This window comes from Borrelia tillae (assembly GCF_055693965.1).
The window spans coordinates 14602-28681 of the sequence record NZ_JBTGSB010000002.1; the positions used below are offsets into that span (position 1 = coordinate 14602).

Genomic DNA, 14080 nt, shown 5'->3' on the forward strand with positions numbered 1-14080 from the left:
TGCGCGGTGCGAGAGGGAGTATGATAAATTCTAGATTTATTGTTATATTTTATTATTTATTTTCATTTTACGTGTTTGGAGTATTTTCTCTTATAGCAGCAGATGTTGGATCGTATTGTGAGTATGATTATTTTTGTTATAAAGAGTACACAGAAGAATTTAAATCTGGTAGTATAAGTCAAATTTCTTTCCAAGAACAGGATTTATCACCAGTTGCTAGGAAGCAAGTCAATGTAGATTCATATGAAGAAAAACATAGACAGTCAATTTTAGAAGGATATCCAGCTTATTTTTTAAAGTTTACAATACCAGGTGAGTATAGAGCAATTGATATTAGAAGTATAGTATTTGATGGTGTAGATGCTGATGTGTCAGTATTTAATCTTGATGAGCCTAGTGTGCAACTTGCAACAATTAAAGATTTTCAGATGGGAGCTCCTAAGAATAATGATAAATTTTTAAGAGTTATTTTTCCGATTCCTGTGTATAATACTTATACTATTAGTCTTAGACGTAAGTTTATTGATAGCCTTAAAAGGTTAGATAAGATTAAAGTTACGCTAACTTCTCATTATGGCAAAGAATTCGTTTTAGAGACCGATAATTTTATAAAAAAAAGAGGACTTTAATAATTTATGTTCATTATTTTAGATGAATCATCCAATTAGTCATTTTTGAATCATTTTAAATCATTTTAAATTTTTTTATTCAAGCAATTTATATTGTTCATATTTCATTTATGAGTTTTATTCAATTTATTTTAACTTTTTTATAAGGGTTAGTTTTTCTATTATGATTTTTTGCAAAAAGTATTTGTTATGTGGTGAGGGGTAATAAGAAAATCAATTGTTGGTGATGTTCATAAGAAGAGGAGACTTACACATAGATGGAGTAGATTTTAAAATAATCAGTATTATTAATTCATATTTAGTTTACTAATTTAAATATTGGTGATATAATAAATTTATGATATTTAAAAAAGGTACGAATGATTTTGAAAGCATATTATTTAAAAAATCAGTTGATCCATTAAAACTTTACAAATATTCATTATTTTTTAGGAATTACATAGAAAACTCGGCAGAGGATGCATTAAGACCTGGAATTAAATTAGAATTTTTAAATCCGTCTATATTTGACTTGGGTAATTTGCGAACCTTAAGTTTAGAGCTCAAAGAAGCACTTCTAGAAGCTATGATAAGTTACAGATTTAATGGTGCTGGATATATTTTGATCAAGCCTAAAGTTTTAGATGAGGACTTGAGTAAGAGCATCAATGATGAATTACCTGTTGGATTTAAGTATTTAGATTATAAGCGGATAAGAGATGATCGAAGTAGTGATTACTTAGAATATTGCCGAGATGATGGTAAGTCTATTGTTTTGCACAAGAGTCGAGTTATAATTCATGAAAATTTTGACTATATATTAGGAGAGCATATTCCAGTCTATACTCAGAGTTTGCTTTTAAGTATTTGTCTTTTAGAACAGATATATTCTGAGATTGAAAAGCGTATTGGTCAATATAATTTTTTATTCTACAAGGATGAACAATTGGCAGAGCTTGTAGAAGCTTTACAGGATGCTAAGAATCAGGTTAGTCATTTTAGTACTAGGGGTAAGGGATTATTTTCTACGTTTTTTAAAAGAGATGATAATTTAAATCAAAACTTAGGCACAATTAAATTTGAGCTTGATCGTGTTCTTGAGAGACTAAAGGGTGGTCTTTGTAATGATGGAATATTTTATAGTGCATGTGAGAGTGCAAGCTTGCAAGTTGTTAAGTATGATTTGTCCTTTTTAAAGGATGCATTTGAACTTGTAAGGGCAAAGATAGGAGCTGATAGCAAAGAGCCGTTAACTAGAAATTTTAATGAACAGGTAAAGGGTTTGGGAAATGATGGTAAGGGTGATCGGATGAATTATATAGATTTTTTATATACCGTTCAAGAATCAGCATTAGTTTCAGTTAATTTAAAACTTAATAAACACTACAGACTTAACATGCGTTTTAATGATCTTATAGTTTTAAGCGATGAACAAAAAATAGAAAGAGATATGAAATTACTTGACATGTATTCTAAATATCAGAAGGTTATAAGAGAAAATTCTTTAAATAATGATGAGATAGCTAGCTTAAATAGTAAGTTGCATTTTGATTTTAAATTTTGATTAATTTTTAAATTTTAAGCTTTAAGCAAAGGGAGTTTTTAATAATGAATAGTGAAGAGCGAACCAATAGTGCAAATATTTCAATTGAACTTCAAAATGATACCAATTCTGAACAGAATTTAAGTAGCAGTAATTCTAATAATAAAAATAATGATAATGTTAATGTTACTAATTCTGATTTTAACACTAATACTAATTTTAATTCTAATAGTAATACTATTGATAATGAGTTATTAACCAGAGCTGTTTGGGTTATCAGACTTGCTGATGATAATTTAAGTTCAAATTATAATACAAAAGATCTTTTAAGCTCTGGACATGGGTTAAGTGAAGTTTTAGACATTCAGGCATGTGAGCTTATAAAAAAGTACGTTGATGAGAGACAAATATTAGCAGTTGCGGGTAGTCTTGATATTAGAAATTTGAGTACTAGTGCTAAAGACATACTCTTAAGACTTGCAAGCGCAAATATCGATTCATCTAAGAATATGAATAATTCATATGGTTTAATGACTTTTAATAAGAATGGGGAGGAAGTTTTAAGTTTACGAAATAATGGTGGTCATTCAATAAAGAATTATAAAGACTTAAGACAAGCAATGTTTAATGAGTGGATGCAGCTTAAACAAGAATTTTATGATGCATGAGCTTTTAAGTTATTTATATTTTTATATTTAATATATATTTAAGTAATTTTAAATTTAAAAAATTTTTTTAAGGAGAGTATTTATGGCAGCAGACGATGGAAACAAGTCGGATCCACTTGTAGCTAATTTGATTCAAGAAAAAAGTGAACTTGAGAGAGAACTTATGGCTTTCAAGGCAGGTACGCAAGCAGCGGTTTTAGAACAACTTAAAAGTTATAGCATCAATCCATCTGTTTTTGATAAGAGCAGTAATTTTGGGATATCTGATATCTGTTTTGCTCACAGAGGGGGATTGCAATATTCAGTAGCAGATAAGCTTGAAAATTATCGGGCTATTGATTTTTGTTATAAGCGTGGTGTTAAGTTGATGACTGATGATAGTCTTTTGCCAAAGGTGGCACGTGGTGGTGGGAGTGAGCTTTATGGGGTTTGCATAGATTATGATGATTTTACCAAAACAGCTACGGTTATATCAATTGCTAGTAGTTTTAAGTGTATTTTACTTGCAGATTCTAATGTGAAGCTTGGGGATAAGTTAGTTTTTGATAATACGGGAGTGCTGACAAAGATTAAAGATGATACTACTTATATGCATGCAGTAGCCTTAAGTTATGCTTTAGAATTTAAAGATAAGCCTGGAACTTATGGCGTAAGGGCTATGCTTATTAGCAAGCTTGTTGCATAGGGCTGTTTAGATTTGTTCGGATTGTATCAAGATTATATAAAATCAGTTATTTATTTTGTTTATTTAAACAATATTACTTCAAAATTGAATTAAAAAAAATTAGTTAAAAATTTAAGGAGAGATCAACATTGAGTGAAAATCTATTTAATAACGAAGAATTTATAAATACTATCAGAGATTCTTTATCTCTTGATAAACCGATACCTGAATATTATCATTTTTTTGATAATGACCAAATAGAGAGTAGTGATATATCACTTGCCAGTGAAAAGATCATAAAATGGAATTCAAGTATAGTAGACCTGCCAACGCTTAGAGTTAATGATTTTAGTACTGTTGCGACCATAAAGTTTAAAAGGCAAGTGGTTCTTGTTAATTACTTACCATTTCAATATGCTTTTACGTATTATGCTCCTGATGGAAAGTTAGATATTCAGGCAGTTAATAATATTAATATGAGAGAAGGACTTAAGCATTCATTATCTGAGATACATAAGCTTATAAGTTCACATTATCTAAGGGGTGGCCTATCTTTTCCAAGTGAAACAAACAAAAGAACCCTTCTTGTTGATGGTGCTAATCGAGAGACCATGTACGGCTTGCTTAATCTTCCAGGACAAATAGATAGGACCGTAAAGGTTATAGGAGCTTCAGATTTAGTAAAGGCTTTAAATACCGAGATAGATAATATTAATTTAGAGGATGAGAGAAGTGTTCCTTTTAAGGTTTTAACAACTCCCAAGATCAAAGCAACCTTGCTTGAGAGATTACGTAATAATAACTATTCATATAAAGATATGTTATTTGATTATTTAAGAGCTATCAATAATGATGCTGATATTCAGCTGGAGACTACGAATTTACTCAATAATGAGATACTAATTTATCCACGAAGTTCTAAGCTTTTGGTATTAAAGGATGGTCATCCTCCAATTTTAAATGCATATACACAGATGTCAAGTAGTAATTTTAGGACTAGTTTTCTAGATTTTTCTATTGGAACCATTCTTGCCAGTGAAAAATCAATACTTAGATTTAAGGTAAGCTGGGCTTAAATTAATGGACAAGCAGTTAAATAATTTGGATAGTATAGATAATATTTATGCTAAGGTTCTAGATTTATTGATGTTAAGTTCAAGTGAGCTTAGTTTAAAGGAATTTAATATATATGTAGAATTACTTGAGAATATTTTACTTAGCAAAGGTTTAGGACTTGAGAGTTTAAGCGCAAGTAAGATATTTTTACTTACTTATTACTTTTTAGGGTGTGAACTTAAGAAGAGAGGTAAGCTTGTAAATTTTGATTTTAACAGAGTGAAATCAGAGAGATTTAATGAGATAGGAATAGAATACTCAGATTACGTCTTGAGAGAAGAGGCTAAGTTGAAAGATTTTTGTGTTGCTTTTAATGATCTTATAAAGAGAATTAAGAATGATAGACGTGTATTAGTAGGAGTTGTATGATGACTGGTTTTGATCTTGATCTAGGGTTGGGTTTAGATTTAGCTATAACTGATACCATCAATAGGTATTCTAAGGAAATGTTTATTGCTCAAAGGGATTTATCAAGACATAGGAATAATGCATCTTATGAAAAAAAGGTGGATAAGGCAAATACTACTGCGTTTAATGGAGTCTTTTTAGTAAAGAAAGAGGAAGATATTAATCTTTTTGATTCAAACGTAATTTCAAAAGTAATTTACTCTAAGGTATATACACTTTCATCTATTGATTTTCAATTAGCAGATCAGGTGCTTGTAAGTGAGGTGTGGCATGAAATTATTGGTACCAATGGTTATGTGCAAGGAAATATAAGGTATAGTGTGTTGATGTTAAGGTCATTGGATTAATATTAATGTTAATTAATTTAAATAGGGCACAAATTTTTCTAATAAAAATATTTCTTGAGTTTAAAAACTACTTAAAAGTACGAGAGATTAAGATAGAGATTATAAATTCTTATAATCAGATATATTTAGATGAACTTAAAAATATCCATGCGGATCTTGTGGTGATCAAACCATTAGAATTTGATTGTATTGAGCCTAGAAAGTATGTGAGTGGAAGTTTTTATGATAATGTGAATGAGTTTGGACTAAAGTTTATGGTTTATTTTTTGGGATTTGTGCGGGATGTAGGCAAATTTAGAGCATATAATAATGTGCATGAAATTTATAGATGTTTTCTTGAATTCTTGCATGAAAATTCTTATAAGTTTGAATTTATAAAGCGATTAAACGATGAATATAGACTTATTTTAAATTATTACATGAAACCTACAGGCGATTTGAAGAATAGAGGGTTTATTGATATTTCTTGTAAGAATAGAGTTTCAGTTTTAGGATTAAGTCAGGCTTACAGGATCAATATACAAGCTGTTGAGGTTCAAAATTAGTAAATTCAATAAAGATAAAAATAAAAGAAATTAATCAAGATAAAAAGTAAATTTAAAAATAGGAGACAATATGCCACAAGATACGATTAATGTCAATTTAATTGGAGATACAGTTAAATTTGAGAGCATAGGGTACTATAATCCTTTGCTTATTTATAGGAGCGATGTTTTAAAGGACAAACATTTGGTATTAAATGTTTCAAATTTTGATGATGACATAGGGAATCTTCAAATTAGAGATGAATTTTTAGCAGGTGTAGATAAATTACCAGATAAAGATAATATTGCAGAAGCATCTAGGCAACGTGCATTTTTAGTAAAGGCATGTAGTGATTTTTTTAATGAAGATGGCCTTAAGTCATGCAATATGTATATTTATGAAGATATAGATATGGTAGCTCAATATTTAAAGAAGAATATACATTCATTTATTGTGTTTACTGAGGTAGTGCGTGAGGTAGATAATATGGAATATCTTGCATTTAAAAAGCTTGTAAAGTTTATGATATTTTCAACTAAATTCGATAAGCTACCTGAATTTATGGAAGCTATGCCTTTAAGCCAGCGAGGTGGAATTATTTGTATGTACGATAGTGGTGATGATAATTTACATCTTAAGTTTACGGCTAAATATTTACATGAAGCCACTATTTTTCATGCTACCAATCCTTATGGCATGATATTAAGGGCGAAGCCACTTTATGATGCAACTTTAATTAATACACTTAGGAAATCTAATATTAATTTTTATACGCTTCTTAATGAGACTGGTAGAGATGGAATTTTAGCATTTAAGGAAGGGGTTGAGTGTTCAGGCGCTCCAATTGATGAAGAATTTACGTATTACCTTATAAAGAATGAGGCAACTCGAGAATTGATACGTATATGGAACAAGAATAATAGGCAAAATAGTAAGCTAAGTCAGTTAAAACTTGCAGATGGTAGACCTAATGCATATACAGCAGGTCTTGAATGTTTATTTAAGGAATTTAAGGAGAGAGGACTTATAGTGTCTTTTGGTGACATTAAGTTTATATTAAGGGCAGATAATGAGTTGGGTTTAAGTTTAAGCATAAGGATTAAATATAATGACAGTTTTAAGAGTGTTGTATTAAACATAAATAGTGATGATATTAATGATTATTTGAGACAGGAGGGTTAGTGATGGAGGATTACTATTCATTAGAGTTAGTATTTTTTAGTTTTGCAGATATTTTAATAGATAGAGGGAAATTGCAATATTCAACCTTTCCAAATACCATGGCAACTACCAGTGCTGAGGAAAGGAATATTCCAATTCCAAGTTTCAGAGATCCAAGGACGATTGTACATGTATTTAGTTTAGAGATTGTCAAAGGTGCATTTGATTATAAGATTTTAACTAAACTTAGTAATGAGCAATTTTATTTTTCTCAATCGAAGAGAGACAAGCTTAGATCATTAGTATTCAATGATCAGATGGGACTTAAGATTATTTCTAATCATGCATTCTTTTCAGAAATACCACGTCGTAATTATGCAAATAATAGTGATGGTGTGAATTTTGTAATACATGCAATTGATTGTGAAGTTGAGAGGCTTTAATTTATGAGGTATAAACTAAAAATTTTAACTAAGAATAATACATATGAATATGTATTACGGGATATTCCTATGTATGATTGGGATTTAATTTTAGGATTTGATGCAAGCCAAGAGGTTTTAAAAGAAAAACTTAATAGCATACCTGTTTTAAAACGAATAAGTGGATTAATGATATCTATGGCTTTTTTTGATGAATTTTATGACATTATTAGTAATAATAGAGAGCATTCATTTTTATATAAATATTCACTTCCTACTATTTTTTTTGCTGTTCAGTATTCGTTAGTAGAAAAAATAACGGGATTTAAGGAACCCAGTTTGGTTTATATTGAAAGTTTTCAGGATGCTGGTGGAACTTTTGTTAAGTATCCATATATTAATAATAGATGGAATTATGAGAAATTGATTGTTTAAGAGGATAATTTATGAATCGTAGTGTAGTTTTGAGTGAGTATTTAGAGTATTTGCAGTATTTAAGAAGCGAGGATTGTAAATATTATTTTCCCGTTTTAATGGGAGTTTGTACCTTTGATGAGGTTAAGCGACTTAAATATCGTGAGCTTTTAGAGATGAACAAAATAGCTAATTTTAAGCTTAAAAGGGAAGTATATGAAAACCTATTTGCATTAAAGGTATAGAGGGGATTTGTGTATGAGGTTAAATCCACATAGTGCAAGACAGGATTTATTATTTTCTGATCAAGTAAATTTTAATTTGGGTATCAATTCAGGTATTGATTTCGATAAATTAGATAGGTATTTAAAGTTTATGAATAGTAGTAATTTTCTAGAGGAACAGATGAAAACCGTTATTGATTCTGAGGTAGTTAATAATTTGTTGAATGGTACTTTAAATGATAGTTTAAATAATAATTTAATGAGTAATAAATTTTTAGTTGAGATGCCAAGTATTGATTTTGCTTTAGATGCAATACCAGTTTTTAAAAATTTGAGTCAAGTTTCAAACTTTAGAGAAAGTGGTATGAGCATAGAAGATGATTTAGATAAATCTATGTCTTCATTTATATCTTCGAATTTAATATCAAATTTATTTACAAGGCCTTCTGATGCATTGGCTTTATCTGTTAATAATTCAAATAATGATTTAGATACTAATATAGATAGTAATTTAAAATTGATTTCAAGTTTAAGATCAGAGTTGAATCCATATTTAGCACATTTAGGTTCACTTTTGAATTCAAATACCAATACTTTAAGTTCAGATGTTTTTAAGCAACCTTTAGGCAATTTGAGTTTAGATTCTTTTGAGCTTCCAAGAATTACTGATAATTGTAAATTTAAGAGTGAGGATGAAGTTAAAAGTAAAAGTAAAAGTAATGCTAATGGTGTTAATAATGGTATTGGTAGCAGAATTGATGAGGTGACTTATAATAATTTTGAACTTGGAGAAATTGAAAATATACTTGCAAGTACAGGTAAATTTGATACTCAAGTAGACATGAATGATTTTATTCGTCAAACTTGTGGATTTAAGTCTTTATTGAATACCCAAAAGTCTGATACTTCTGATGTGCTTTTTGATGCAGTTAAACTTGCAAGTCATTTAAAGGAAAGTGTGCCTTTGCAGGGTAATGATGATGCTGTATCTGTTATTTATAAATTGTTTGAAGGAGATAGTGAGAACTTATCTTTTCGTGCTGATGAATTTAAGCTTTTAAAAGAAAACCTTTCTGAGTTTTTAGGAAATACAGGTATGAATTTTGATTTAGGACTAAAGCAGCGTTTGAATGCCCTTGACTTGGATTTAAGTTCAGATCTGATTAATTCAAGTTCAAATTCAGATTCAAATTCAAGATTGACTTGGTTTAAAGGTGAAGATAAAGTTGGTAAGTTTAGTCCAGACAATACGAATTTATTGAGTGGTATTAATGATATACGTATTCTTTTAGAGAATGTTAAGGAGCTTTTAAGTTGGACTCATGGAATGGATTTAGAGAAGAGCATTATTCAGCCTCTTAGTACTTATTTTATCAGTATAGAGAGTGCTATTAATGCTTTAAGTGGTGTTTTGATGTTAGGTAGGCAAAGTTCTTCTTTAAAAAATAATATGAATGATTATAAGATGCGCAGTGAAATTTCGGGAATTCCTTAAAGATAGATTTGGAGACAGAGTTTAATATTTTGAAGTTAAGAGGATATTTAATATGGTAGAGGATATAACATTATTTATTCAGGGCATTGTAAATAGTATTTTGGGTTTTACAAGACCATTTAATTTTATTGCACTTTTTCCCCGGCCTGATCTTAAGGGTTTTGCATATTTACCACAAGTATTTTTTATATTTCCAAAATTGAAATCTATTGAAGAATCTTTAACTGTTTCTACTTCTCAACAAACTGTTGTTAATCCTAACACTAAAAACAGTGAATCTATAAATTATAATTCTACGGCTAATCCTGAGATAATTGAGTTACATGGCGCTATTTTATCTGTTGTTCATGATAAAGTTTTAATTGAAAGTTTCAGGATGACTCCTTTTGCAAATAGCGTTTTAGAGTTTAATACTAATTTTGTAAAGCTACAATTTAGAGAAAGGTTTAATAGTGGGACTTATTATACTATTTATGGCCCATCAATAGGATTTCACGAGATTGCTGTTATTGAGTCTTTAAGAATGAGCAATACTGTTTTTATTGATGAACTTGAAATTAGTTTAACAATTAAAATATTAAAAACTTTTAATTTTTTCACATATAAAGGTTAGAATATAATTAGGTATTATATTTTTTTAATTAGGAGAAGTGTATGGTTAAAATTAAATATATTATATTTTTGTTTTTATTTTTATTATTTAATAATCTTGGTGCGGCTCTAGGTAGGCCTTTTGATTTTGCAAGTTGGAATTTTGCTAAAGAGATTGAGGAGGCTTATGAGGCTAGTTATGATATTGTAGATGGTGTTTTGGTGAATGTTGATGATCCAAATAAGAATGAAAAAGCAAAAAGGATTTTACAAAGAATAGCCGAACTTGAAAGTTATTATAAATGTCTTGTCAGTATCATACAGGATGAAATTTTTTTGCAGGTAGAGGATGAGTTCTTAAGGGAATATGGTCAGTATTTTGATGATGATGTATTTACAGAGACTGACAATAGATTTCAACAATTAGTAGAGATTCCTATGGAACATTCATTTGGTATGGATAGACATAGGGTTTTAAGTTTTAGTAATAAGACTTGGATTAAAAATCCTGATTATACCAAGTTATTCATTAGGTTGCAGCTTAAAGAGATTGATTTTGTAGAAAATTATGTTGACCAAAAATTTGGTATTAAAGTAGCTATTACAGGTAAAAATAATGGTGATCAAAAACAGCCTTCAATGCAGCCTGCAAGACAATCTTCAAGACAGCCTGCAAGACAAATGAGTCGAAGGGGGCAAAGTTTAAGTAGTCGACCTTCTAAGAAAAGACCTAGTGTGAGGAATTATGATGAGAGAGGAGTACAGGAGCAGGAGCAACCGATGGAAAACGATGAGAGTGATATAGGCAGTTTGCAAAGATCCAAGATTAGACAACAAAGTAATGAGGGTGCAAGGAGGCCTAGGTTTAGAAGGCAAAGTGATGGTGGTGATTTGGAATTTAGACAAGAGAATGCAAAAGAGGTCATGCAAAGACAGGGGGGACAGAAAGGCTTAAAACCAAGTAGCCTCAAGAGAGGCAATTTAAGACCAAGTAGTACCAGACCAGGTCGCAAAAGACCAGGCAGTGACATAAGACCAACTTTTATAAGACCTGTTGTTAGACCACTTGGGGAAAAACCTGTTAATTTTAAATCATCATACACAAATGATGGTAGTGTTGATGGTAATTAATATTAATTTTTAAATTATTGATTCTAAGATTTATTATTGACCTAGATATTGACAAGATATTTAAGAGTGATATTTGTGAATATTGACTTCTATAGGGCAATTAAGGCTTATGAGGGATTTTATGTTATTATTTCAATATGATTTTAAAATAGAATTTTATGATGCGAGTAGCGATATTAAAAGTCACCCCCCTAAATTGGTAATAGAGACAAAAAATGGTGCACCTGAGGTTGAGATTAAAATTGAAAGTGAGCATTCTTTTGTAAGCACTGTTCAATATAAGAAAGCAAGTTTAAGGCTATACAATATGCCTTTGCATTTTAATAAATCTGTACATCGTGGGGATGTTGTTAGAATATACTATAAAAAATTTGCTGATGATGGTGATTTAGATTATAGATTTATTATTGCTGGGTATTTGGGTGCACCTATTGATATTGATTATGAGGTTGGAGACTTTGAGTGTAAGTATGATATTTATTTACTGTCTTATGATACTTTTTTTAATAAAAAACTTGATGTTAAGGATTACAGTGGTAAATCTTTACAGGATGCAATAAATCTGGCCTTGCCAGATCAAGCCATTATTTATATGAGTTATCAGGATCAAAATCGAATTATAAGTGAAAGTTTTTATGCGACTACTCTAAGGGAATTTTTAGAAAAACTTATTGAAAAATATGTTCATTTAATTTTTGTGGATATTGGTGATTTAGAATTTAAGGTTGATACTAAATTTGTTTTTATTAATTTTGATGGACTGTTTGGGCGAAAGGTTTATAAGAATTTAGAAGATTTTGCCCTTTTATTTGTACCGCAAAGAGAAGTGAGATTTGTGGATAAATCCACCATTCTTTTTTGGAATGTCACACTTCTCTTTACAGATAAAATTAAGTTGGGAGATAGTGTGCAATTCATAGATAGATATGGCGGCCTTGTTAAAGCTTTCGTGCAAGAGACAGGTGCTGATTTAAGCAATGTGAATGATTGTACATTAAAGTTAAGGCTTTATGATGAATCTAATGTTTTACAGGTAGGGTAAATTTATGAAGGATAAGGATAACTATGAAATCTCAAGGAGACTTGGGACTTTAAGTAATGATATTGTATTACAAGATGCTAAAAAGTATTTGCGTGATAACGTATTTATTTGTCGGATTGGAGTTATTAAGGAATTTAATATGAATACTCAAGAAGGAATTGTCTTAATTGAAGAGTATGAGGAGCTGGAGATTATTAGTCGCAATATTTCAAGTCTAAGGCTTGAACTGAAGGAAGGTGATAAGGTAGTTTTGCTTCAAAGTAGTATAAATATTTTTAATGAAAAAGATAATAATTATTTTGATAAACATTATTTCTACATTTTAAATGCGGTAGAGTTAGAGTCTGCAGGTATTGAGGTTAGTAAGTTTAGTTTTAGTTCAAAAGAGCTTGATATTACTAGTGATGATGTTACTTGTAGTACGAAGAATGTTATGTGCACGGGTGATGATACTAATATTTCTATGAAATCTTTGGTTATTGAGGCAGACAGCATTCAATTTAAAGGTAATGTATATATTAATGGTAAGTTATTTGAAAGTCATACTCATGGTGTTGGTAGTATAACTTATGTTAATTCTGCTGGTGTTCCTACTCTTGCTACGGGAAATACTTCTGGAGTTTTTTGAATATTTTTTTAATATTTTTTGAATTTAAATTTTGATTTGTATGTATTCTAACTTGATTTTGTTTTTGTAAGTTTGCTCAATTATTTTTTAATTATTAATTTTGTTTTTCATTTTATTCTTTTTATATTTCAAGTTTTATTTTAAAGTGTTTCTTGTTTAATCTGTTAGTTTGAAAGGTTTTTATTTCAGTCTGATAAGTTGTTATTTGATTGTGCTTTGATAACGAGAGTTATTGTTGCAATTTTTAATTAAATTAATGAGATATCTTTTTCATTAAAAGGAGATTTAAATTATGAGAGGTGCATTATTTTATAGAATATTAATTTTAACCATAATTCTATTTTGTTGTTGTAAAAATAAGGAAAATGCAAATACTTTTGATTTAAATGGTAATTTTGATGCTCTTATGAGTCTTAATGTTGATATTGGTCTTAATTTTGATCGTTCTTCTTTAGAAGATTTAATTTCGGATTTTAAATTTTTAAATGAAGAGAAGATAGCAGTTCGGTTTTTAAGAAGCTCATTAACAGATCCTACAATTGCAACAGATGTTTTGAATTTACGTACTTATAGCGATGATGAATTTTATGAATTTTTAGTTGTTCTTGGCGCTTTTAAAGTTAAAGAAGCAATTGCTGATGTGGTTGTGACTTTAAGAGTGCGAGATGAAATATTAGATATTATATATGAGCTTCCAAATGCACATCCTCAGAAAAATAAGTTTGAATTAAAGCTTAATGCTAAAGAGCGTGAATACTTAAGGGTTTTAAAAATTATTTGTGGTGTTTATGATAATTATAAGGAAACATATTTAGCACTTAAATCTTCAGATTGTTCACAAATTTTTATATCACTTAAAAAGCAAGTATATGATGCTTTACATAATTATTAAATTGGAATGTTAAATTAGAATATTAAATGGACATTAGATTGGTGACAATTATTAGAGCAATAATTGTATTTCTTTAGCTAATAGAGAGTTAATCAGATTAAAAGCTATTTTAAAAGCTACTTCTAAATTTTAGATTTTGGATTAGATTTTGGAGTTTAGAAGTAGCAATTTATTTAAATTAAAATTTACTTATTAATTACT

Annotated in this window: 18 protein-coding genes; all 18 read left to right on the forward strand. The window is 29.5% G+C overall.

Annotated features, from left to right (window positions below; all coding sequences use genetic code 11):
• Positions 1-20 precede the first annotated feature (20 nt).
• The 18 genes from ACWUD1_RS04480 (at position 21) to ACWUD1_RS04565 (ending at position 13879) form a co-directional block, all read left to right on the forward strand.
• Positions 21-629: a hypothetical protein gene (locus ACWUD1_RS04480; RefSeq protein WP_472757024.1), complete on the forward strand. Its 609-nt coding sequence runs from the start codon at positions 21-23 to the stop codon at positions 627-629.
• 337 nt (positions 630-966) lie between these two features.
• Entirely contained in the window at positions 967-2172 is a 1206-nt protein-coding gene (locus ACWUD1_RS04485; protein ID WP_472757025.1) for an anti-CBASS protein Acb1 family protein, read from the forward strand.
• Positions 2173-2216: 44 nt separating this feature from the next.
• Positions 2217-2819, forward strand: a complete 603-nt coding sequence (locus tag ACWUD1_RS04490; RefSeq protein WP_472757026.1) for a DUF1357 family protein — start codon at positions 2217-2219, stop codon at positions 2817-2819.
• Between the two features lie 82 nt (positions 2820-2901).
• A complete protein-coding gene (locus tag ACWUD1_RS04495) occupies positions 2902-3504 on the forward strand; it encodes a DUF228 domain-containing protein (RefSeq protein WP_472757027.1) in 603 nt (200 codons plus the stop codon).
• 128 nt (positions 3505-3632) lie between these two features.
• Entirely contained in the window at positions 3633-4559 is a 927-nt protein-coding gene (locus ACWUD1_RS04500; protein WP_472757028.1) for a hypothetical protein, read from the forward strand.
• Between the two features lie 4 nt (positions 4560-4563).
• Positions 4564-4968, forward strand: coding sequence for a DUF3890 domain-containing protein (locus ACWUD1_RS04505; RefSeq protein WP_472757029.1), 405 nt, complete (start codon positions 4564-4566; stop codon positions 4966-4968).
• Positions 4968-5354 carry a DUF1506 family protein gene (locus ACWUD1_RS04510; RefSeq protein ID WP_472757030.1) on the forward strand — a complete coding sequence of 129 codons (387 nt, stop codon included), beginning with the start codon at positions 4968-4970 and terminating at the stop codon, positions 5352-5354. The genes ACWUD1_RS04505 and ACWUD1_RS04510 overlap by 1 nt, the downstream gene beginning before the upstream one ends.
• A gap of 5 nt (positions 5355-5359) precedes the next feature.
• Positions 5360-5899: a DUF764 family protein gene (locus ACWUD1_RS04515; RefSeq protein WP_472757031.1), complete on the forward strand. Its 540-nt coding sequence runs from the start codon at positions 5360-5362 to the stop codon at positions 5897-5899.
• A 70-nt stretch (positions 5900-5969) separates the two neighbouring features.
• Entirely contained in the window at positions 5970-7061 is a 1092-nt protein-coding gene (locus ACWUD1_RS04520) for a DUF787 family protein (RefSeq protein WP_472757032.1), read from the forward strand.
• A gap of 2 nt (positions 7062-7063) precedes the next feature.
• A complete protein-coding gene (locus ACWUD1_RS04525) occupies positions 7064-7483 on the forward strand; it encodes a DUF1463 family protein (protein WP_472757033.1) in 420 nt (139 codons plus the stop codon).
• Between the two features lie 3 nt (positions 7484-7486).
• On the forward strand, positions 7487-7897 hold the full coding sequence (locus ACWUD1_RS04530) for a DUF1473 family protein (RefSeq protein WP_472757034.1): 411 nt from the start codon (positions 7487-7489) through the stop codon (positions 7895-7897).
• A gap of 11 nt (positions 7898-7908) precedes the next feature.
• Positions 7909-8121 (forward strand): DUF1322 family protein, encoded by a 213-nt coding sequence (locus ACWUD1_RS04535; RefSeq protein WP_472757035.1) that lies wholly within the window; start codon positions 7909-7911, stop codon positions 8119-8121.
• Positions 8122-8134: 13 nt separating this feature from the next.
• Positions 8135-9595: a hypothetical protein gene (locus tag ACWUD1_RS04540; protein ID WP_472757036.1), complete on the forward strand. Its 1461-nt coding sequence runs from the start codon at positions 8135-8137 to the stop codon at positions 9593-9595.
• Between the two features lie 52 nt (positions 9596-9647).
• Positions 9648-10208, forward strand: a complete 561-nt coding sequence (locus tag ACWUD1_RS04545) for a DUF792 family protein (protein ID WP_472757037.1) — start codon at positions 9648-9650, stop codon at positions 10206-10208.
• Positions 10209-10249: 41 nt separating this feature from the next.
• Entirely contained in the window at positions 10250-11317 is a 1068-nt protein-coding gene (locus ACWUD1_RS04550; protein WP_472757038.1) for a hypothetical protein, read from the forward strand.
• A 121-nt stretch (positions 11318-11438) separates the two neighbouring features.
• On the forward strand, positions 11439-12359 hold the full coding sequence (locus ACWUD1_RS04555) for a DUF693 family protein (RefSeq protein WP_472757039.1): 921 nt from the start codon (positions 11439-11441) through the stop codon (positions 12357-12359).
• Positions 12360-12363: 4 nt separating this feature from the next.
• A complete protein-coding gene (locus ACWUD1_RS04560; RefSeq protein ID WP_472757040.1) occupies positions 12364-12987 on the forward strand; it encodes a DUF777 family protein in 624 nt (207 codons plus the stop codon).
• A gap of 292 nt (positions 12988-13279) precedes the next feature.
• Positions 13280-13879, forward strand: coding sequence for a BTA121 domain-containing protein surface lipoprotein (locus ACWUD1_RS04565; protein ID WP_472757041.1), 600 nt, complete (start codon positions 13280-13282; stop codon positions 13877-13879).
• The last annotated feature ends 201 nt before the right edge of the window (positions 13880-14080 follow it).

Coding starts and splice junctions, on each gene's coding strand:
- ACWUD1_RS04480 (WP_472757024.1), top strand. CDS start 21: ATGATAAATTCTAGATTTATTGTTATATTTTATTATTTATTTTCATTT.
- ACWUD1_RS04485 (WP_472757025.1), top strand. CDS start 967: ATGATATTTAAAAAAGGTACGAATGATTTTGAAAGCATATTATTTAAA.
- ACWUD1_RS04490 (WP_472757026.1), top strand. CDS start 2,217: ATGAATAGTGAAGAGCGAACCAATAGTGCAAATATTTCAATTGAACTT.
- ACWUD1_RS04495 (WP_472757027.1), top strand. CDS start 2,902: ATGGCAGCAGACGATGGAAACAAGTCGGATCCACTTGTAGCTAATTTG.
- ACWUD1_RS04505 (WP_472757029.1), top strand. CDS start 4,564: ATGGACAAGCAGTTAAATAATTTGGATAGTATAGATAATATTTATGCT.
- ACWUD1_RS04510 (WP_472757030.1), top strand. CDS start 4,968: ATGACTGGTTTTGATCTTGATCTAGGGTTGGGTTTAGATTTAGCTATA.
- ACWUD1_RS04515 (WP_472757031.1), top strand. CDS start 5,360: ATGTTAATTAATTTAAATAGGGCACAAATTTTTCTAATAAAAATATTT.
- ACWUD1_RS04520 (WP_472757032.1), top strand. CDS start 5,970: ATGCCACAAGATACGATTAATGTCAATTTAATTGGAGATACAGTTAAA.
- ACWUD1_RS04525 (WP_472757033.1), top strand. CDS start 7,064: ATGGAGGATTACTATTCATTAGAGTTAGTATTTTTTAGTTTTGCAGAT.
- ACWUD1_RS04530 (WP_472757034.1), top strand. CDS start 7,487: ATGAGGTATAAACTAAAAATTTTAACTAAGAATAATACATATGAATAT.
- ACWUD1_RS04535 (WP_472757035.1), top strand. CDS start 7,909: ATGAATCGTAGTGTAGTTTTGAGTGAGTATTTAGAGTATTTGCAGTAT.
- ACWUD1_RS04540 (WP_472757036.1), top strand. CDS start 8,135: ATGAGGTTAAATCCACATAGTGCAAGACAGGATTTATTATTTTCTGAT.
- ACWUD1_RS04545 (WP_472757037.1), top strand. CDS start 9,648: ATGGTAGAGGATATAACATTATTTATTCAGGGCATTGTAAATAGTATT.
- ACWUD1_RS04550 (WP_472757038.1), top strand. CDS start 10,250: ATGGTTAAAATTAAATATATTATATTTTTGTTTTTATTTTTATTATTT.
- ACWUD1_RS04555 (WP_472757039.1), top strand. CDS start 11,439: ATGTTATTATTTCAATATGATTTTAAAATAGAATTTTATGATGCGAGT.
- ACWUD1_RS04560 (WP_472757040.1), top strand. CDS start 12,364: ATGAAGGATAAGGATAACTATGAAATCTCAAGGAGACTTGGGACTTTA.
- ACWUD1_RS04565 (WP_472757041.1), top strand. CDS start 13,280: ATGAGAGGTGCATTATTTTATAGAATATTAATTTTAACCATAATTCTA.